Source organism: Vreelandella lutescens, from assembly GCF_014640815.1.
In the GTDB taxonomy this organism is placed as follows: Bacteria; Pseudomonadota; Gammaproteobacteria; order Pseudomonadales; family Halomonadaceae; genus Vreelandella; species Vreelandella lutescens.
Map to the genome: position 1 here is coordinate 245,952 of NZ_BMHM01000004.1, position 19,372 is coordinate 265,323.

Consider the following 19,372-nt stretch of genomic DNA (forward strand, 5'->3'; position numbering starts at 1 on the left):
GGGCTTATGCCCCTTTCAATAGCCGATCTAACTGCCGGTAGCCGATGGCTTCGATAAAGTGCGGCTGGGAAGGCTTGGGCTCGCCCTGTAAATCAGCCAGCGTCAGCGCCACGCGCAGCACGCGATGGTAGGCGCGGGCAGAGAGCTTGAGCTTTTCCAGCACGTCAGCGAGCCAAGCGCGCTCTTCATCATTGAGGGCGCAGGCGGCTTCCAGCGCTTTACCGCTGAGCTGGCTGTTGAGCGCGCCGCGAGCCATTTGCCTCTCCCGAGCCGCCATCACCCGCTCGCGCACCGCGCTGGAGGGCTCGCCCTGGGTTTGTGCAGTGAGCTGCTCTGGTGGTAGCGCGGGCACTTCCACTTGTAAATCGATTCGGTCCAATAAAGGGCCAGAGAGCCGTGCCTGGTAGCGCTGAATTTGGCTGGCGCTGCACTGGCAGCGTTGGCGCGGGTCGCCCAGGTGCCCGCAGGGGCAAGGGTTCATCGCGGCAACGAGCTGAAATTGAGCAGGATATCGGCGTTCATGGCTGGCGCGGGAGAGATGTATTTCCCCTGTTTCCAGCGGCTGGCGTAATACTTCTAACACGTTGCGGGAAAACTCCGGCAGCTCATCCAAAAACAGCACGCCGTGGTGCGCTAGCGAGATTTCACCCGGTTTGGGTTTTGAGCCGCCGCCGACCAGCGCGGCGGCGCTAGCGCTGTGGTGAGGTTGGCGAAAGGGCCGCTGGCCCCAGTCGGCTTCCAGCGCTAAGCCACATACCGAGCGCACCGCCGCCACCTGTAGCGCATCATCCTCTGACAGCGGCGGCAAAATGCCGGGTAAGCGGCTGGCCAGCATGGTTTTACCGGTGCCGGGTGGGCCTGCGAGTAATAGGTTATGGCCTCCTGCGGCAGCGACCTCTAACGCCCGGCGGGCCTGATGCTGGCCGCGCACGTCGGCTAAGTCCGCCACCGGGGCGGTGGATTTAACGGAGGCTGAGAGCTGGTGGGGCTGAATTTTCTCCTGGCCCAGCAAGTGGGCCACCACTTGCCAGAGAGAGTCGGCGGGCAGCACCGGTAAATCGCCCGCCAGGGCGGCTTCATCGGCGCAGGCGCGGGGCACAATCAGCGCTTTGTTAGCGCGGCGGGTAGCCAGCGCAAATGGCAGCACGCCGGGCACCGCCCGCAGCTTGCCATCCAAGGCCAGTTCCCCCGCGCACTCCATGCCTTCCAGCGCATCCACCGGGATTTGGCCAGAGGCGGCGAGGATGCCCAGCGCAATCGGCAAATCAAACCGGCCGCCCTCTTTGGGCAGATCCGCCGGGGCGAGGTTGAGGGTAATGCGTTTGGTGTTGGGGAAATCAAAACCCGCGTTGATCAAGGCGCTGCGCACCCGCTCGCGGCTCTCTTTTACGGCGGTTTCCGGCAAGCCCACCAGGGTTAACCCCGGCAAACCGTTAGCCAAGTGAACCTCTACATGTACCGCCGGTGCTTCCAACCCCACGCCTGCCCGCGTGGCCACAATTGCTAGTGTCATGGCGCTCCCTCGCAACGTCTCTCAATCGGCTCGCTCAGTTTAATGAGCTATCTCGTTGGCTAAGCCTACTTTATTTCAGGCGTTGAGCGCTACTGAGGTGGGCAGGCGGGTGGCGGGCTATTCAGCAAAATGTGCGTTCAGCGCGGTGGTCAGCTCGCGGGCAAAGCGCTGGGCGGAGGGCAGTGCGCCAAAGCTCCACACCGGCGGCAGGTGCAGTAGGTGGCCATTTTGAACACTCGGCAGGTGCTGCCACAGGCCGCTTCCTTCCAACTGCTCTTCCACGCCAGCGGGGAGTGGGTCGACGACAACCAGCGTGGCATCCGGGTAGCGTGCCAGTGCTTCAATACCGGCCAGTGAAAACCCCCAGGCGTTGGTGGGCTGATCCCAGGCGTTGGGCAGCTCAAGCTGTTCCAGCACGGCGTTGTAGAGGCTGTTCTCACCAAACACCCGCACATGGCGGGCATCCATAAACTGCACCATCAGCAGTGGAGTGGTGTCGCTGCGCTGGTGGCGCAGTTCGGCCATTAGCTGTTGTGTGCTCTTGATCAGCGCTTCGGCTTCGGCGTTGCGATCAGTGAGCTCGCCCAACTGGCGGGTAAGGCTCTGCATCTCCTGCCACGTATCAGCGCCCGGTGAGTAGAGCGCGAAGGTGCCCACCGGGGCGATTTTCTCTAGCCGGGGAATTAGCCCGGTAAACATTGGCGAGAGCAGGGTTTGCTCGGGGGGCGATTGGGCCATCAGCTCGAAGTTGGGCTGGGTGCGCAGGCCAATATCCATCACTCCCTCGGGAATGCGCGGCTCGCCCACCCAGTCGTGGTAGGCGGGCTGCTGCGCAATGCCGCTCACGGGGGCATTGATGGCCAGCAGCGTTTCGGCAATGGTCCAGTCGATGGTGGCCCACTGGGCGTGGCTGGCGGTAGACAGCAGCAGGCCCGCCGCAAGCAGGCTGTGGCGAGCCAGGGTAAGCAGTTGGGGGAAGCAGCGCATGGGGTCTGTACCTAGCAATAAGCGCTTTATTTAAACGATTATGTTTATCAATTGCAAATAGAAACACCCAGGCACGCGCAGGGGGTGTGCCTGGGTGTGGGTACTGTCTAGAAACGGTAGTGAACGCTGGCGGTGACGCCGCGTTCGGCCCCGAAATAGCAGTACTCCAGAGAGTTACACGACGCCACGTACTCTTTATCCAGGGCGTTGTGTACATTCAGGCGAGTTTCGACGCCGTTGAGGCCTGCTTGGCTCCAGTCGTAGCCCAGCGTGGCGTCAACTAAAGTGTAGTCCGGCACTGTGGCGGTGTTGGCGCGGTCGGCGGCAATATCCGCGTAGTGGCGCACGCCCACGCCGATATCCACACCGCTCAGCCAACCCTCCTGCACCGCATAGTGCCCCCACAGCTGTACTTGATGACGGGGTGAGTAAATGGCGTTATTGCCCTGGTTGCCGTCGTCGCTTTTGGCGTAGGTAATGTCGGTAAAGCTGTAGCCTGCCTGTAGCGAGAGCGCCTCGGTGAGTTGGGTTTGAGCTTCTAGTTCGATGCCTTGCGACTCAATCTCGCCTACGGCGCGGTAGGGGTCGGTAGGCTGCTCTTTGGTGGCCACGTTCTCCTGGCTGATGCGGAACAGCGCCGCGCTGTACTGCTGCTGTTCGTTGGGCTGGTACTTCACGCCAGTTTCCCACTGCTCGCCCTCCATGGGGGCTAGCAGGTCGCCATTGGCGTCCACAAAGCTGGTGGGAGTAAAGGCCGTTGAGTAGCTGGCATAGGGCGCTAGGCCGTTATCGAACAGGTACACCACCCCGGCGCGGCCGCTAAACTGGGTGTCGCTGAGCGCGCTGGTATTACCGCTGTCGCGGTTGGTGTTGTCGATATTCACCCAGTCAAAGCGTCCGCCCAGAGTTACGCGCCAGTTATCCACGGCGATTTGATCCTGAAGGTAGACCCCGGTTTGCTCTAGCTCGTGGTTCTCCAGGATGGGCGCGTAGAACGCCAGCGGTTCGCTGCCGTAGACCGGGTTGAAAGCATCCAAAGAGGGAAACGCACCGGAAGGCCAGGCAACCTCGTTCTCACGCTGCTGGTAATCCGCTCCCAGCAGCAGCGTGTGCTCCATAAAACCGCTGGTCAGGCGGGCCTCTAACTGGTTATCCACCGTGAAAGCCTGAAGCGACTCCTCGCTGCCGGAGTAGTAGCGGGTCAGTTCGTTTGAGGTCGGCGACGCCCAGCCAAAGCCATACACCTGATTGAGCGTGACGTCTGAATTGAGATAGCGCAGCAGTTGGCGGGCGGTGACGCGGTCGTTAAAGCGGTGCTCAAAGGTATAGCCGAGCATGCGCTGGGTGCGCTCATAGGCGTCGTAGTCGGCTTCACCATCGAAGAAGTTATTGCTGATTTTGCGGCCATTACGAGCGATCACAGCGCCTTCATAGGGCACGCCGGAGTGGTAGCCGCCTTCCGGTTCGTCTTGCAGGTAGGCTTCTACGGTCAGGCTGGTGGCATCGGTGATGTCCCAGGTCAGCCTTGGCGCAATGGCGTAGCGCTCCTCTTCGGCAGGGCCAAACTGGGTGTCGGCGGCGCTGGCGATGCCAGTGAGACGAAACGCGACTCGCTGCTCTGCCCCCAGCGGGCCAGTGAGATCGAACGCGGCGCTGCGCTGATGGTTATTACCGACCCTAAAACGCAGCTCGCCGCTCGGCTCAAACTCAGGGCGTTTGCTGTTGAGCGCTACCACGCCACCCGGCGAGGCGCGGCCATAGAGCACGGATGCCGGGCCACGCACTACTTCAATACTGTCTAAAAACCAGGGGTCGATGCGCATGCTGCTATGGGAGTTAGCGTCACCCATCACTTTCAAACCATCTAAAAAGGTGTTGCTCAAGCTGCCATCGGAGAAGCCTCTTAACACCAAGTAATCAAAGCGGTTGGAAGCCCCTACTTGGTTGCTATACACGCCGGGGGTGTAGTCGGTGGCGCGCTGCACCGTGTTGACGCCGCGCTGCGTCATCTGCGCCTCGGTGATAGTCGAAACGCTCTGCGGGGTTTCAACAAAAGGCGTGGCGACTTTGGTCGCCGCCTGCTGGGCAGTCACGGTCACGGTAGCTAAGGCAGTGCTCGGTTGTGCCGCAGCAGGCGTTGCCAGCGCGATGAGCAGCGCACTGCTTAAGGGGGCCAATAACAGCGGATGATAGGTGAAGGCCATAAGTGATCCTGGGAGGAGGTGGAATCAGTTTTATTAAGCAATGAGAATTATTGCTTTTTATGGCGTCGAAAAGGTATGCGCCGTGCCAAGCCTGCTATGCGTGCTGACATAAGTGGGCGCGTCTGGGGAACTTAAGCGCGGCTTATACGCTGGCCTGATGGAGCTCGTGAGGGGAAAAGCCGAAGTGGCGCTTAAAGGCGCTAGAGAAGTTGCTGGCGTGGCGGTAACCGCAGCGGTGGGCGGCGTGTTGAACGCTGTGGCCTTGAAGCAGCGCCTCGTACCCCTGCTGCAGGCGCACTTGGCGAATATAGTCGAACAGGGCGCAGCCGTAGCGGGTGCGAAACTTCTGCCTAAGGCTGCTGGGGCTCATGGCGGCCTCTTTGGCTAATGCAACGAGGCTATAAGGCTCGGCGGGATGTTGGGCAATGCGTGCGTGCAGCGCCGTGAGGCAGCGACGATCACGGGCAGAGAGACGTTTGTGCTCCGGCAGCGTTGTCGGTCGCTCGGGCATACCTAGTCCAATTAGCTGGAGCGCTAATCCCTGCCACACCATCGCTTGTCGCCAGAGCGAGGGCGGTTGCTCACTAATGGTGCAAAGCGTTTCGCAGAGAGCGTTGGGGAGCTTCCAGCAATGCAAACACGCAGCATCAGGCGGGGCGGGAAGCCCTAAGGGGGCAGTGGTTAGAACCGCAATATTCACAGTACGAAGGCGTGGCTGAACAGGCTGGTGCACCGTGAGTGGGTGTCGGGCATCAAAGTGGCTGCATACGCCATCCCCTGCAGAGAGCTGTATCTGCTGCTTGCCCATTTGGATATGAATTGTGCCTTCTAAGATCACGCTCAAAAACCATGGCACGCTTTGGTAAGACGTGGAGGTATAGCCACGTTTTACCTGCAGATCAGAGAGCGTTAAATGCATCCCTTGGCGCAGGCTAACGTCATGAACATGACCCGTAGCGACCGGCTGGCGCGGAGAAACAGGGCCTTCAACGCGGTAGTGAATGCCGAAGCGCTGGCCAAGCTGGGCCAATGAAAGGGGGGTGATGTCAGGCGTTGCTAAGCGTTCCTGCTGGGGCATGGGGGCAGTCGCTATGGTGGAGGAGGCGTAGTGCCTGCGCCTTATTGGTGCTTAACGGCACGCGGGAGGCTGCAGATAAGCGCACGATAGCACTATCTCTAGGGTTGTCAATGATAGTGATTCTTGTTCACTGGTGTGGAATATTGGGTTAGGTAGGAGGGCGGGGAGAAGGAAAGGGCGAAAGGGAAAAGGAGCGAAGAAAAGGGAGCGAAGAAAAATGAAAGAAGTGGGGCAGTCGAGCCTGCCCCATACTGAGCAAAACGGCGTACTTACTCCGTGTCGCCAGTGGCTGGCTTACCGGGCGTTGGCTTAGTAGTGCTAGAAGGTTGTACCGGGGTGGGCGGTACTTCGGCTTCTACGGGCGTAGGTGCGGTGGTGCTAGAGGCTTCTACCGCCGCTTCCAGGCTGGCCACTTGGCGCTCTAACGCTTCTACCCGCGAGCGGGTGCGTTGCAGCACATCCATCAAAATATCAAAGTCTTCCCGCGATACCAGCTCCAGGCGGTCAAACGCGCCGCGTACCACCTGCTGGACACCTTTCTGAATATCTTCCGGGGCTTGCGACGCATTCTGTAAACGGTCGCCGATCTGCTGGGCTAAGCGGCTAATGCGATCTTGGGGCGCCATGGCTCTCTCCTTAAACGATCACGCATAAATGTGAACTGCTTGTGAGTAAGGATACGCAACCCGTCGTGGATTCGCATGTGCCGTTTGTTAATTAAGCGCAATGGGCGGTGAGCAGATGGGGAGTGGATAAATGCATCGAAATGGAGCGCCTAGCTTTTTTTAATGTTCATTAATGGTGCAAAGCCTGGGCGGGCGCTAATAGGTGGCACCGGTCTGTTACCGTAAGTTGCTTATATAAATAGATTAAGTGACTGAAATTTAAAAATAAAAAAGTGGGTGGCACGGTATGCGCATTAGCAGGGCAAGCACTAAATTCGGGCGGCCATGCCGCTATCCACCGAGTGGGACTGATCCAGCAGGGGAGATCCGGGATGAAACTCATCACCGCTATCATCAAGCCATTCAAGCTTGACGACGTTCGTGAAGCGCTCGCCGACAACGGCGTTCAAGGGATTACGGTGACCGAAGTGAAAGGCTTTGGTCGCCAAAAAGGGCATACCGAACTCTACCGCGGTGCGGAATACGTGGTCGACTTCTTGCCCAAGGTGAAAGTGGAAGTCGCCGTTGATGATGCACGTTTGGAGAGCGTGTTGGATGCCATTTGTAATGCAGCGAATAGCGGCAAAATCGGCGACGGCAAAGTGTTTGTAACGCCGTTGGAAGATGTGATCCGTATTCGTACCGGTGAGCGCGGTGCCGACGCCGTTTAAGCGCCGCCCATCGATCTGCTGATGACGTTGTAACGTCGCCAAGTACATCTTCTTAGTACCAACGGGGAACACCTCATGAATGAGTTAGCTGACTTGAGCTATGCGCTCGATACGTTTTACTTCTTGATCTGTGGCGTGCTGGTTATGTGGATGGCCGCAGGTTTCTCTATGCTGGAGGCGGGCCTAGTCCGCTCTAAAAACACAGCAGAGATCCTAACGAAGAACATTGCACTCTTTGCGATTGCTTGCACCATGTACTTGCTGGTGGGCTACTACATTATGTACTCCAGCAGTGCAGGTGGCTTCCTACCAAGTTTGGGCTTCTTGATCGGTACCGAAAACAGCGTCGATGCAGTGCTGGCCGGTGGCGAAGATGCGCCTTACTACTCCATGCGCTCTGACTTCTTCTTCCAAGTAGTGTTTGTGGCGACCGCGATGTCGATTGTCTCTGGTGCCGTGGCCGAGCGCATGAAGCTGTGGGCATTCCTGGCCTTTGCTGTCGTGATGACTGCGTTCATCTACCCGGTGTCTGGCTACTGGACGTGGGGCGGCGGCTGGTTGTCTGAAGTCGGTTACTCTGACTATGCAGGTTCCGGTATTGTGCACATGGCCGGTGCAGCTGCAGCGCTAGCGGGTGTGCTGGTGCTGGGTCCGCGTCGAGGCAAATACGGTAAAGACGGCTCTATCCACGCGATTCCTGGTGCCAACATGCCGCTGGCAACGCTGGGTACCTTCATCCTGTGGATGGGCTGGTTCGGCTTCAACGGTGGCTCTGAGCTGAAAATGTCCGATATCGGTTCAGCCAACAACGTGGCACAAGTATTTGTGAACACTAACGCAGCGGCTGCCGGTGGCGTGATTGCCGCGCTGGTTCTAGCCAAGCTGTGGTTCCGTAAAGCGGATCTCACCATGGCACTGAACGGTGCGCTGGCGGGTCTGGTCGCGATTACTGCTGACCCGCTCTCTCCCTCTGCCCTTGGCGCTGCGATGATTGGTGCGGTAGGTGGTTTGATTGTGGTGGGTGCTATCGTGACCCTCGACAAGCTGAAACTGGATGACCCGGTCGGTGCGATCTCCGTACACGGTGTGGTCGGTATCTGGGGTGTGCTGGCAGTACCGCTCACCAACGGCGATGCCTCTTTCGGCGCACAGTTAATCGGTATCGTGGGCATCTTTGGCTGGGTCTTCATCGCAAGCTTGGTGGTATGGCTGGTGCTGAAAGCGGTCATGGGTATCCGCGTTAGCGAAGAAGAAGAGTATGAAGGCGTCGATATCGCTGAGTGCGGTCTGGAAGCCTACCCCGAGTTTAGCGTTAAGAAATAAGCTTGCGCTAATCATGTGAGCTGGCGTGCTCCTTGTGGCCTCCCCGAGTGGGAGGCCTTTTTGTCGTTTACGAATAGGCGGCACGTCGGTGGTTATTAGCTAGGTACGTACGGGTTTTTTATTCTCCGCTCATGGCGGTGTATGCTTAACCGACTGGGTAACGGGCTTGGCTATGTGAGCGCCCCGCTAACCTTGATGGGTTATGACAACCGTTTAATAACGCTGTTTTGATAACAGTGGGCCACCAAGCTAGAGGATGTCGCAATGAAATTGATCTCAGCCATTATCAAGCCGTTCAAGCTTGATGACGTACGCGAATCGCTCTCTGATATCGGCGTGCAGGGCATTACGGTAACGGAAGTAAAAGGGTTTGGTCGTCAGAAGGGCCACACTGAGCTCTACCGTGGCGCAGAGTACGTGGTGGATTTCTTGCCCAAGGTGAAGCTGGAAGTGGCCGTTGACGACGATATGGCCGAGCAGGTGATCGACGCGATTACCCAGGTCGCCAACACCGGTAAGATCGGTGACGGTAAAATCTTTGTGATGCCTCTTGAGCAGGTCATCCGTATCCGTACTGGCGAAACCGGTAAAGACGCGGTTTAGGTTTGTGAATTGTGAATTGTAAGGCGTAAGTCGCACAAAGCCCCTGCGGATCATCTCCAGCAGGGGCTTTATATTAGTGATGTAGTCATTAAAGCGGCTAGAATTTTTCTACTCACCACTCACCACTCACCACTCACCACTCACCACTCACCACTCACCACTCACCACTCACTTCTCAACGAACGCACGCTCAATAACGTAGTCGCCCGGCTCGCCCATACGCGGGGAGATGTTCAGGCCCAACTCGTCTAGCAGTGCGCTGGTGTCGTCCAGCATCGCTGGGCTGCCACAGATCATGGCGCGGTCTTGGCGCGGGTCAATCGGCGGTAGGCCGGTGTCTTCAAAAAGCTTGCCGCTGCGGATGTGGTCAGTCAGGCGGCCCATGGTGTGGAACTCTTCACGGGTCACGGTGGGGTAGTACACCAGCTTCTCCGCGACTTCTTCGCCCAGGTATTCGTGGGCGGGCAGCTCTTTGGTGATGAAGTCGGCGTAGGCCAGTTCAGAGACTTCACGCACGCCGTGGATCAGCACCACTTTTTCAAAGCGCTCGTAGACTTCTGGGTCTTGGATCAGGCTCATAAACGGCGCAAGGCCGGTGCCGGTCGAGAGCATGTACAGGTTGCGGCCCGGCAGCAGGTCGTCGCACACCAGTGTGCCGGTCGGCTTGCGGCTGACCATGATTTGGTCGCCCACTTTCAGGTGCTGCAGGCGTGAGGTGAGCGGGCCATCGGGCACTTTGATGCTGAAGAACTCAAGGTGGTCTTCGTAGTTGGGGCTAGCGATGGAGTAAGCGCGCATCAGCGGTTTGCCGTTCACTTCCAGGCCAATCATCACAAACTGGCCGTTTTTGAAGCGCAGGCTGCGCTCGCGGGTGGTGCGGAAGCTGAACAGGGTATCGTTCCAGTGGTGAACGCTTAGCACTTCTTCCAGGGCAAACTTGCTCATGCTAACTCCTCCAGGGGCAGCGCGGCCTAAGCCTTGCTCGCCATATTCCAAAAAAGAATAAAAAATAGCTCTATAGGTTGCTGCTTATTCTAAATAAAGGGTGGTATATCTGTTAAGCAAATTATCTTGATAACGCTTATCTTTAAAATCGATATAGCGTTTTTGCCGATCACTCTACAGATAGGTTTTGGTCATGCACTACACCCTGCGCCAGCTAGAAGTGTTTGTAGCCGTCGCCCAGCACGAGAGCGTTTCTCACGCGGCGCGCGCGCTGGCCATGTCGCAATCGGCCACCAGCACGGCACTGGCTGAGCTAGAGCGCCAGTTCGACTGCCAACTGCTCGACCGCATTGGTAAGCGGCTAAAGCTCAACGCACTCGGCTTCCAGCTGCTGCCTAAGGCGGTAGCCCTGCTCGACCGCGCCGAGGAGGTCGAGGAGCTGCTACGGGGCCAGCAGGGCGTGGGTGCGTTAGACGTCGGCGCGACGCTCACTATCGGTAACTATCTCGCTACGCTGCTGATCAGCGATTTTATGCAGCGCTACCCCGGCAGCCGAGTGCGGCTGGCGGTGCGCAATACGCGGCATATCATCGAGGGCGTGCGCCAGCACTCGCTGGATTTAGGGTTGATTGAGGGGCAGTGCGATGACGATATGATCATCAGCCAACCCTGGGTCGAGGATGAGCTGTGCGTGTTCTGTTCGCCGCGCCACCCGCTGGCGGGGCGGGAGCATCTGGAGCTGGACCAACTGCTGCGGGAGGATTGGATCATGCGCGAGGAGGGCTCAGGCACGCGCATGACCCTGGAGCATGCCGCCCGCCACCGTCGCAGCCGGTTCAATACGCTGTTGGAGCTGGAGCATACCGAGGGCATTAAGCGCGCGGTGGAATCGGGCTTAGGGATTGGCTGCGTTTCGCGGCTGGCGCTGCGCGATGCCTTCCGACGCGGCAGCTTGGTGCCGCTGCCCACGCCGGAGTTGGATCTAAAGCGCCAGTTCACCTTTATCTGGCATCGCCACAAGTACCTGACCACCGGTGTGCGGGAGTTTTTAAGGCTCTGCCGCGAAATGACCGCCGGGGCCAAGCGCAGTGACGATATTCCGCTGCCGCCGATTCCCTAGCGTTTACACCTTGGCCTTATCAGGGCTTGGGAGTGACTGAGCCTGGTGCTGCGACGCCTCTAGCGTAAAGCCACCCACCAGCGCGGCCAGCCTGTCCGCTTGGTCTTTGAGCTGCTCTGCAGCGGTGGTGGACTCTTGCACCAGGGCGGCGTTTTGCTGGGTCATCTGATCCAGGTCGGTCACCGCGATGCTGACTTGGTTGATGCCGTCGTTTTGCTCGCCTGCTGCCGTACTGATATCGCCCAGCATTTGGGTGACGCGAGTCACGCTATCGGCCAGCTCGTGCATGGCGACTTCGGCGTCGCGTACCATTTGCGTGCCGCTTTCGACCTTGTTGGCAGACGCATCGATGCGCTGGCGAATGTCCTTGGCGGCGTCGCTGCTGCGCGAGGCCAGCTTACGCACTTCATCGGCCACTACGGCAAAGCCGCGCCCGTGCTCGCCAGCCCGCGCTGCTTCTACTGAGGCGTTGAGCGCCAGCAGGTTGGTTTGGAAGGCAATGCCGTCGATTACGCTGACGATGCTCTGAATCTCTGCCGAGGTCGCGCGGATGTCATCCATAGTCGAGACCACCTGAACAAACGCCTTGTCGGTACGGGAAGCCAGCTGCGAGGCGGTGTTGGACAGCCCGCTGGCCTCTTGGGAGGCGTGGGTGGTGTGGCTGACGGTGCTGCTGATCTCTTCCATCGCTGCCGAGGTTTCTTGCAGGCTAGCAGCGGCTTGCTCGGTGCGCCGTGACAGGTCATGGCCGCCTTGGGTGATCTCGTTGGCCGCGTGGTTCACGGCCTCACTGCTGCGCCGTACGTCCAGCAGAATGGCCTGAATTTTTTCGGCAAAGGCGTTGAACTGCGCGGCCACGGCGGCACTCTCATCGCGGCCATGCACGGGCAGGCGCTGAGTGAGATCGCCGTTTCCAGAGGCGATCTCTTCCATTCTGTTCGCTAAGCGTTTGAGCGGACGCGCAATACGGCCACCGATCCACCACAGGGCAGCGATGCCGATGGCCGCCAGCAGCAGCCCTACGAGCGTCATCCCCAGGGTATTTTGCTGGCGCTGATCGCTCAAAACGTTTTGCAGCGCGTTGAGTTCGGCGAGCACGACGGACTCGGGCAGCTGTAGCACTAGCACCCACGGCTGCTCCGTATCGCCAATGGTTAGCGGCTGATAGCGCTGAAACATGCCGTCGGACATGCTGCTGTAGAGGCTGTCTTGTGTCGTCGCTTCGGCAATGCCTGCCATGGCCGTGTCGCTCAGCGCGTTGCTGGCAGGCAGGCCAAGAGCCTCTTCACCGTTGGTGTCCGCCACCAAACCGCCGCGCCCGGCGACCAGCGCCATCCGTCCTGCGCCGTCATACAGCGCAGCGTTGGCGTCGCGTAGCAGCGTTTGAATGAAGTTCAGCGATAGGTCGACCCCGGCCACGCCGCGAAATTCGCCATTCACCAAAATCGGTGCGTTAAACGAGGTAACCAGCTGTGTTTCGCCGTCATAATCGTAGGCAGCTGGATCGATCACACAGGGGGCGAGCGTTTCGCGTGGGCAGAGGTAGTACTCTCCTTCACGCACGCCGCTGGCCAGGCGCGTTTCGCTCTCCATGGTGCCGCCCAGTGGTAAGACTTCGAGCGAGCCATCCCCGGTGCGGTACCACCAGGGCATGAAGCGGCCGCTGCCATCGTGGCCGTAGCGCTCGTCGCCAGCAAAGCGGGCGTCGTCCCCAAAGGCATTGGGCTCCCAGCCGATGAACGCATCCAGCAACGCCGGGTTATCGGCAACCGTTTGCCGTACCAAGTTGGAGAGCTGACGGCGGCTCAGGTAGAGCGCGCGCTGGCCCTCGGCATCCTCCACGCCCATCAAGGCGTTGGTGGTCGCAAGCTGGCTGGCCAGCGTCATGGCCTTATCCAGTTCGCGTTGAATACGTTCACCTTCGGCCTCGGCAATGGCATTGAGGCGAGCGTCCAGTGCGCTCTGCATGAGCGTTTGGGTGTGCTCCTCAACAGTTTGTTGGGTGCGGGCGGCCGCGATCAGGTTATAAACCACCAGCGCGGCGACCACAGCGAGCAGGCAAGGGCCTGCCAACGCCAAAACGAGGGAGCGAAGGGAGCGAAAGTGCATGAGCAGTGGTCCTGTTTTAGCAAGAGGCGGAAGAGCGTATCGAGTGCCATCTTTTAGCCAGTAAAACAAAGATTCATGGCTAACGCGTGACATGGCCGCCACCGCGGGCGCTGCGGCGGCCATGGAGTAGAGGCAAACGGTTAGAAGGTCTCTGGCGTATGCGGTAAGCGATTATGCGGCGCTTGCAGCGCGGGTGATGCCGCGTTAGAGAGTTTGAAGCTACTAATAGTACCGGTCAGGTGATCCGCCTGCTCTTTTAGCTGCTCGGCGGCGGTGGTGGATTCCTCGACCATGGCCGCGTTCTCTTGGGTCATACGGTCCAGCTCTGCCACGGCAATATTCACCTGTTTGATACCCTCGCTCTGCTCGCTAGTGGCGGCGTTGATCTCTTCCAGTACATCGGTCACGCGGGTGATATGGGCCACGATATCCTGCATCGTGCTGCCCGCATTGCGCACCAGCGAGGTGCCGTTATTCACCTTGGTTTGCGAGTCTTCAATCAGCTTCTGGATATCGCTGGCCGCGTCGCTGCTGCGGCCCGCCAATTTGCGCACCTCATCGGCAACGACCGCAAAGCCGCGGCCCTGCTCGCCTGCCCGCGCTGCTTCTACCGAGGCGTTCAGCGCCAACAGGTTGGTTTGAAAGGCGATGCTGTTCATCAGCGTGACAATCTCGCCAATCTTGTTGGAGGCGTCGGAGATATCTTCCATGGTGGTGACCACGTTAGACACCACCAGACCCCCCTCTTTCGCGACCTCGGTTGCCGCATGAGAGAGCTTGTTCGCCTCTTTAGCAGAGGAAGCTGTGTGCTGAACGGTGCTGGTGATCTGCTCGATGGAAGCCGAGGTTTGCTGCAGGCTAGACGCGGCGTTATCGGTACGGCGGGAGAGGTCTTGGCCGCCCATGGCAATCTCGTTGGCAGCGTGGTGCACCGACTCGCTGCTGGTACGAACATCGCTTAACACCGCTTCCATCTTACTCACAAAGCGGTTGAAGGCGCTGGCGATCTGAGCCACTTCATCGTTGCCGTCCTCTGGCAAGCGCTGGGTCAAATCACCCTCGCCAGAGGCGATATTATTCATCGCGTTGCGCACCCCCAGCAGGCGGCGTAGCAGCAGTGATAGCAGCATTCCAAAGACCACGGCGGTGATGGCTGCGACGATCAGCAGGGTGACGATGGAGGTGGTGGCAATGGCGCGTAGGCCCGCCGTGGCTTCTGCTTCGTCCAGCGCGACAACAAGCTGCCAGCCGCTGTTACCGCCTACAGCGCTGCCCATCAACAGTTTATCGCTACCTTGCAGAGCAAGCGGCTGTGGGGAGTCTGCCTGCACGATGCGAGTGAGATCCGCAGGCGTGAGCGCATCGCTTAATACACTGGAAGGCTCCAGCGTCAGTGACTCATCCGGATGGGCAACTAGCGTACCGTCGTTGGTGGTTAGAAAGCCAAAGCTGGACGGTGTGGGGGAAATGCTGGCCACAATATCGATAACGTCCGCAATCGTAATATCGGCCCCAACCACGGCAGTGAGTTCGCCGTTTTGATAAAAGGGGCGGGCAAAGGTAACGATTAAACCGCCCGTTTGAGCATCGACATAGGGGGCCGTGATGATGGTGTCTTGTGCATTAACCGCGCCTTGATACCACGGGCGCTGACGTGGGTCATAATCGCTAGGGGGTTGCCATCCGTCTGAAAAAATTCCTTCTGAGGTAGACGGGTAAGCAATGTAAGCGGTCATAAAGTCGCCTGAATCGGCTAACTGACGCAAGGCTTGTAGCGGCTCTTCACTACCTGCAGTGTGTTCCATGCTGGCTAACATCGTATAGCGCGCATTGAACCACTCATCGATGGCCTGGGTGTTTCCATGCACAACAGCGCTGAGGTTACGATTTACTTGCTCACTATTGTGATGTTTAACAGTGGTATAGCTGGCAATGCCATTCACCGTCAAAGCCAACACAATAGCGGTAAGGGCCGCTAAAAGAATGCGTAAACGTAGGGAGGAAAACATAGTCGCTCTCGGGGTCATCAGGGTTCATGATGGGTATCGGCGAGAGCGTCTATGCCTTTAGTAAAAATCAGGAAAATAGTAAGTAAGTGCTAACTGCCCGTGCTAGCGCAGGTCACTGACCGCGTGTTGAATATCGGCCATCGAGGCCTTGCTAAGGTCTTTGGAAAGCGTATGAATCAGCAGCTTTTGTGTAGGATTATCAAGCTTTTCTTTGAGTAACCCTAAGAACTTGGGCGGGGCGACCATGATCAGCTTTTCCATGCTGTTATCTACTCGGGCGCTGTAGAGACGCTGAGCGACTTCCTTCGCGAACAGCTCGTTCTCATGCTTGGAGGCGGCACCCTCTTCACCGGATGAGCGCGACGACGTTGACGTGGATTCATGGACATCGGCACCACGGCGGTCAGTAATTAAGTCACCTTCGTGCAGCCTGCCAGCTGCGTGTACTAGGCTCTCTTGCTCGGCGAGATTTAGCGCATCACGGGTAAAGATACGTGCGCGGGCGGCGTCAGCTACCACGATATAGGTGGTCATCGTCATACGTCCTCCATGTCGTTGGTTACCCTTTAACCATGGCAAGCGTTTGGCGTTTGGTCAAACGCTTGCCGATGGGGATCTCCGCTTTGTTACAACACCTTACTGCGCAACAGGCTGGTAATCGCTTCGCCCAACAGTACCAGTACGATAATGGCGATCAGAATGGTCGCCACGGTTGGCCAAGCGAAGGTATCAATCGCGCCTTGCAGAATCACCCCAATACCGCCTGCGCCCACCAGCCCTAATACCGTAGACTCGCGGATATTGATATCCCAGCGCAGCACCACAATGGCAAAAAATGCCGGCATCACCTGAGGCACAATGGCATAGGCCACCACTTTCGCTTTCGATGCCCCCGTCGCCTCCATGGCTTCCACAGGGCGTCGGTCGATCTCTTCAATCGCCTCACCCATTAGCTTGCCGATAAAACCAATAGATCGAAAGACAATGGCTAGAATCCCCGCCAGCACGCCGGGGCCAAAAATCGCCACGAACAACAGCGCCCAAATAATCGTATTCACCGAGCGGCTGGAGACCAGAATAAACCGGCCCAACCACAGGCAAGCACGGTTAGGGGTGGTGTTTTGGGCCGCGATATACGCGACGGGCAAGGCGAGGAAAATGGTCAGGAACGTCGCCAGCGTGGCGATATGCACGGTTTCCAGCAGAGCATTGAGAATGCCGCTTAGCCCGGCCGCGCTGGGCGGCCACATGCGCGCCCCTAAGTTGGAGATTTGATTAGGCGCATCCCAAACCCATGGCCAGAAAATATCGATATCGCGTACGGCCCAAAATACCACCATGAGCGTCGCGAGCAGGACGGCGTAACGGATCAGCCGCTCTTTGCGGTCGTAGCGCTGCCAAACGCGGTCGGCAAGCCGCTGTGCGTGATCTACCATATTTTTTTCCTCACCCAGCCGCTGATCCCTTCACTGAGCAGAATCACCGCGATAATGATCAGTAAAATGGCAAACGCAAAGTCGTAATCGTAGCGCCCAAAGGCATTCATCAGGGTGCCCCCAATGCCCCCCGCGCCTACGATGCCCACTACGGCGGATGCGCGCAGATTGCTATCCAGCTGATACATAGAAAGGCCTACCTGGCGCGGTAGAATTTGCGGGAACACCGCATAAAACAGCGTCACGAGATAGCCTGCGCCGGTAGAGCGCATGGCTTCTACTTGGCCCCAGTCAATCTCCTCTATCTCTTCAGCGAGCAGCTTGCCGACAAAGCCAATGGAGTAGAGAGTCAGCGTGAGAATCCCCGCTAGCGGCCCAAATCCCACGGCCGCGACAAACAGAATGGCGACAATAACGGGATGAAAGCTGCGCGAAATAATGATGATGCTGCGCCCTAGCAGATAGACAGGCAGCGGCGCGATATTGCGGGCAGCCATCACCGCAAAGGGGATCGAGAGCAGTACCCCCAACAGCGTGGCAAGAATGGCAATTTGAAAGCTCTCTTTAAACCCGGTCAGCAGCAGTTCATAGCGCTCTAGGTTAGGCGGGAAACCGCCGCTAAAAATGCGCGCTGCGCGTGGTAGCCCTTCTGAAATACGCGCCCAGTTGAAAGGCAGCGAGCCAAACGCCCACACCAGATACACCGCTGCCATCACGAATAATCCATAACGCAGCAGTGGGTTGGCGATAAACGGCGGCTTTTTCCAGGTTCTAGGGGGCGTGTTAGACGGCGTCATGGCGTGGCTCCTCCACGGCGGTGCCCAGCTGCTCGGTGATCGCATCGTCTGGGGCTTCAATGCCGCCATAAATGGCGTCTAACGCGTCTTTGTTAAAATCGGCAGGCTGCCCATCAAAAATCATCTTGCCGTGGCGCAGGCCTACAATGCGCTCGGTGTAGGTTTTGGCTTGGGCCACGTTATGGATGTTAATTAACACCGGCAGCGACAGCTCGCTCGCCAAGCTCTGGAGCAGCATCATGATTTGTTCAGAGGTGCGAGGGTCCAGTGAGGCGGTGGGCTCGTCAGCCAGCAGCACGTCGGGCTCTTGCATGAGTGCACGCACGACGCCTACCCGCTGGCGCTCACCACCGGACAGCTCATCCGCACGCTTATTCGCGTAGTGAGCAATGCCCACGCGCTCCATAAGCACAAACGCGCGCTCAATATCGGCAGGTGGGTAGCGGCGCGAAATGGCCTGGTAAAAGCTGACATAACCAAGCCGCCCTGCCAGCACGTTCTCCATCACGGTTAGCCGATCAAGTAAGTTAAACCCTTGAAAGACCATGCCAATTTTGCGCCGCGCCCGGCGCAGCTCGGCACCTTTCAGGTTCACAAGCTCGGTGCCATTGAGTTTGATGGAGCCTGAGGTAGGTTCCACCAAGCGATTAATACAGCGCAGCATCGTGCTTTTACCGGCGCCGGAGGCACCTACGATAGACACAACGCTGTTACCTTCTACCCGTAGATCAAGGCCTTTTAACACCGCCTCACTATGGCCATACCGTTTGACCAGATTGGTAATTTCCAGCATGTGTTCGCATCCATCAATAGACGAGGAACTGCGCCGCGAAAAGCGGCGCAGCACGCGTTACTCCAGGTTTTCGGGCGTGTAGGTCACGCCATTAGCGGCCTGAATGGTGCGAATCACCTGCCAGTTATCCTGATAGGTGATGGGGATGAATTTCTCGACGCCTTCGAATTCGTCACCCAGCTCGGTGCCCACGAAGTCGAAAGTGAAAAACGCTTCTTCGATTTTCTCCACAAGGTCAGGGTGAAGATTGTGCGCGTAATTATACGAGGTGGTGGGGAAGCGGTCGGATTCATAGATCATCCGGACATCGTCGGTATCGTAAAGGCCTCGCGCGGCCATGCGGTCGACGACTTCAGATGCCACTGGGGCTGCATCGTAGTCCCGCGCCACTACGCCCAGCATGGACTGGTCGTGGCTACCGGAATAGACCACTTCGTAATCTTCCTCAGGCGTGATGCCCAGCTCGGGCAGCAGCGCTCTCGGCGCTAAGTTGCCAGAGTTCGATGTGGGGGAGGTGTGGGCGACTCGCTTACCTTTTAAGTCTTCCAGGGTTTCGATATCCGAGTCGACATGGGTAAACAGCTGCAGGGTGTAGCCGAACTGGCCATCGTCAGAGCCCATCAGCGCAAAGGGCACGGCACCCGCTAGATTCACCGCAAACGGCGTTGGGCCCGTGGAGAAGCCCGCAATATGCAGGCGGCCGCTGCGCATGGCCTCTACCTGCGCGGCATTCGACTGCACCGCAAAGAAGCGCACATCGCGCTCGGTGACTTCCGATAAGTGGTCGATAAAGGGCTGCCAGATATCGGAATAAATGGCAGGATCTTCCACCGGGGTATAGGCAAAAATCAGCGTATCTGGGTTGGCCCATTCAGATTCATCGGCCGGGCGGTCGGCGACCATATCGCCATTTTCGTCGCAGTAAAGGGTATCTAAGTCACCCCGTTCGCACTCGGCGTAGGCATGACTAGAGAGCAAGGCAAGGGGTAGCAGAGAGATAGCCGTGAGCATGGCAAGCGGACGCTTGCGCAGATGTGACGTTTTCATAGTCAGCCTCATATGTGCATTATTGTTGTAGCGTATGTCCACTGTCTGAACGCCAGATCAGTGCTGCGATCA

General features: G+C 58.2%; 17 protein-coding genes. 4 read left to right on the forward strand and 13 right to left on the reverse strand.

Going from position 1 to position 19,372, the window contains the following annotated elements; genetic code table 11:
* Nucleotides 1-4 precede the first annotated feature (4 nt).
* From IEW65_RS11810 to IEW65_RS11830, 5 genes are all read right to left on the reverse strand, one after another.
* Nucleotides 5-1,513 (reverse strand): YifB family Mg chelatase-like AAA ATPase, encoded by a 1,509-nt coding sequence (locus tag IEW65_RS11810; RefSeq protein WP_188639681.1) that lies wholly within the window; start codon nucleotides 1,511-1,513, stop codon nucleotides 5-7.
* Nucleotides 1,514-1,630: 117 nt separating this feature from the next.
* Nucleotides 1,631-2,500: an ABC transporter substrate-binding protein gene (locus tag IEW65_RS11815; protein ID WP_188639682.1), complete on the reverse strand. Its 870-nt coding sequence runs from the start codon at nucleotides 2,498-2,500 to the stop codon at nucleotides 1,631-1,633.
* Nucleotides 2,501-2,607: 107 nt separating this feature from the next.
* Nucleotides 2,608-4,704 (reverse strand): TonB-dependent siderophore receptor, encoded by a 2,097-nt coding sequence (locus IEW65_RS11820; protein WP_188639683.1) that lies wholly within the window; start codon nucleotides 4,702-4,704, stop codon nucleotides 2,608-2,610.
* Between the two features lie 142 nt (nucleotides 4,705-4,846).
* The gene (locus tag IEW65_RS11825; RefSeq protein WP_188639684.1) at nucleotides 4,847-5,782 is read right to left on the reverse strand and encodes an AraC family transcriptional regulator; all 936 of its coding nucleotides are present in this window, start codon (nucleotides 5,780-5,782) and stop codon (nucleotides 4,847-4,849) included.
* A 269-nt stretch (nucleotides 5,783-6,051) separates the two neighbouring features.
* Nucleotides 6,052-6,408 carry an accessory factor UbiK family protein gene (locus IEW65_RS11830; protein WP_188639685.1) on the reverse strand — a complete coding sequence of 119 codons (357 nt, stop codon included), beginning with the start codon at nucleotides 6,406-6,408 and terminating at the stop codon, nucleotides 6,052-6,054.
* A gap of 371 nt (nucleotides 6,409-6,779) precedes the next feature.
* Here IEW65_RS11830 and IEW65_RS11835 point away from each other — a divergent pair, with 371 nt between their 5' ends.
* The 3 genes from IEW65_RS11835 (at nucleotide 6,780) to glnK (ending at nucleotide 9,044) form a co-directional block, all read left to right on the forward strand.
* Entirely contained in the window at nucleotides 6,780-7,118 is a 339-nt protein-coding gene (locus IEW65_RS11835; RefSeq protein WP_058579766.1) for a P-II family nitrogen regulator, read from the forward strand.
* 75 nt (nucleotides 7,119-7,193) lie between these two features.
* A complete protein-coding gene (locus IEW65_RS11840; protein WP_188639686.1) occupies nucleotides 7,194-8,441 on the forward strand; it encodes an ammonium transporter in 1,248 nt (415 codons plus the stop codon).
* A gap of 264 nt (nucleotides 8,442-8,705) precedes the next feature.
* Entirely contained in the window at nucleotides 8,706-9,044 is a 339-nt protein-coding gene (gene glnK, locus IEW65_RS11845; RefSeq protein ID WP_009098335.1) for a P-II family nitrogen regulator, read from the forward strand.
* A 168-nt stretch (nucleotides 9,045-9,212) separates the two neighbouring features.
* On the opposite strand, the gene IEW65_RS11850 is transcribed toward glnK, so the two are convergent.
* A complete protein-coding gene (locus tag IEW65_RS11850) occupies nucleotides 9,213-9,989 on the reverse strand; it encodes a ferredoxin--NADP reductase (RefSeq protein ID WP_009098338.1) in 777 nt (258 codons plus the stop codon).
* Between the two features lie 193 nt (nucleotides 9,990-10,182).
* On the opposite strand from IEW65_RS11850, the gene IEW65_RS11855 reads away from it, so the two are divergent.
* Nucleotides 10,183-11,109, forward strand: a complete 927-nt coding sequence (locus tag IEW65_RS11855) for a LysR family transcriptional regulator (RefSeq protein WP_044629892.1) — start codon at nucleotides 10,183-10,185, stop codon at nucleotides 11,107-11,109.
* 3 nt (nucleotides 11,110-11,112) lie between these two features.
* On the opposite strand, the gene IEW65_RS11860 is transcribed toward IEW65_RS11855, so the two are convergent.
* The 7 genes from IEW65_RS11860 to phnD form a co-directional block, all read right to left on the reverse strand.
* The gene (locus IEW65_RS11860; RefSeq protein WP_188639687.1) at nucleotides 11,113-13,218 is read right to left on the reverse strand and encodes a methyl-accepting chemotaxis protein; all 2,106 of its coding nucleotides are present in this window, start codon (nucleotides 13,216-13,218) and stop codon (nucleotides 11,113-11,115) included.
* A gap of 140 nt (nucleotides 13,219-13,358) precedes the next feature.
* The gene (locus tag IEW65_RS11865; RefSeq protein WP_188639688.1) at nucleotides 13,359-15,227 is read right to left on the reverse strand and encodes a methyl-accepting chemotaxis protein; all 1,869 of its coding nucleotides are present in this window, start codon (nucleotides 15,225-15,227) and stop codon (nucleotides 13,359-13,361) included.
* 102 nt (nucleotides 15,228-15,329) lie between these two features.
* Nucleotides 15,330-15,761 (reverse strand): baeRF12 domain-containing protein, encoded by a 432-nt coding sequence (locus IEW65_RS11870; RefSeq protein WP_188639915.1) that lies wholly within the window; start codon nucleotides 15,759-15,761, stop codon nucleotides 15,330-15,332.
* Nucleotides 15,762-15,853: 92 nt separating this feature from the next.
* Complete coding sequence (phnE, locus tag IEW65_RS11875; RefSeq protein ID WP_188639689.1) at nucleotides 15,854-16,663, reverse strand: phosphonate ABC transporter, permease protein PhnE; 810 nt, start codon at nucleotides 16,661-16,663, stop codon at nucleotides 15,854-15,856.
* Nucleotides 16,657-17,460 carry a phosphonate ABC transporter, permease protein PhnE gene (gene phnE, locus IEW65_RS11880; RefSeq protein ID WP_188639690.1) on the reverse strand — a complete coding sequence of 268 codons (804 nt, stop codon included), beginning with the start codon at nucleotides 17,458-17,460 and terminating at the stop codon, nucleotides 16,657-16,659. The genes phnE (IEW65_RS11875) and phnE (IEW65_RS11880) overlap by 7 nt, the downstream gene beginning before the upstream one ends.
* Nucleotides 17,447-18,253, reverse strand: a complete 807-nt coding sequence (phnC, locus tag IEW65_RS11885; protein ID WP_188639691.1) for a phosphonate ABC transporter ATP-binding protein — start codon at nucleotides 18,251-18,253, stop codon at nucleotides 17,447-17,449. Before phnC ends, phnE (IEW65_RS11880) begins: the two co-directional genes overlap by 14 nt.
* Before the next feature lie 57 nt (nucleotides 18,254-18,310).
* Nucleotides 18,311-19,300 (reverse strand): phosphate/phosphite/phosphonate ABC transporter substrate-binding protein, encoded by a 990-nt coding sequence (gene phnD, locus IEW65_RS11890; protein ID WP_188639692.1) that lies wholly within the window; start codon nucleotides 19,298-19,300, stop codon nucleotides 18,311-18,313.
* Between the last annotated feature and the right edge of the window lie 72 nt (nucleotides 19,301-19,372).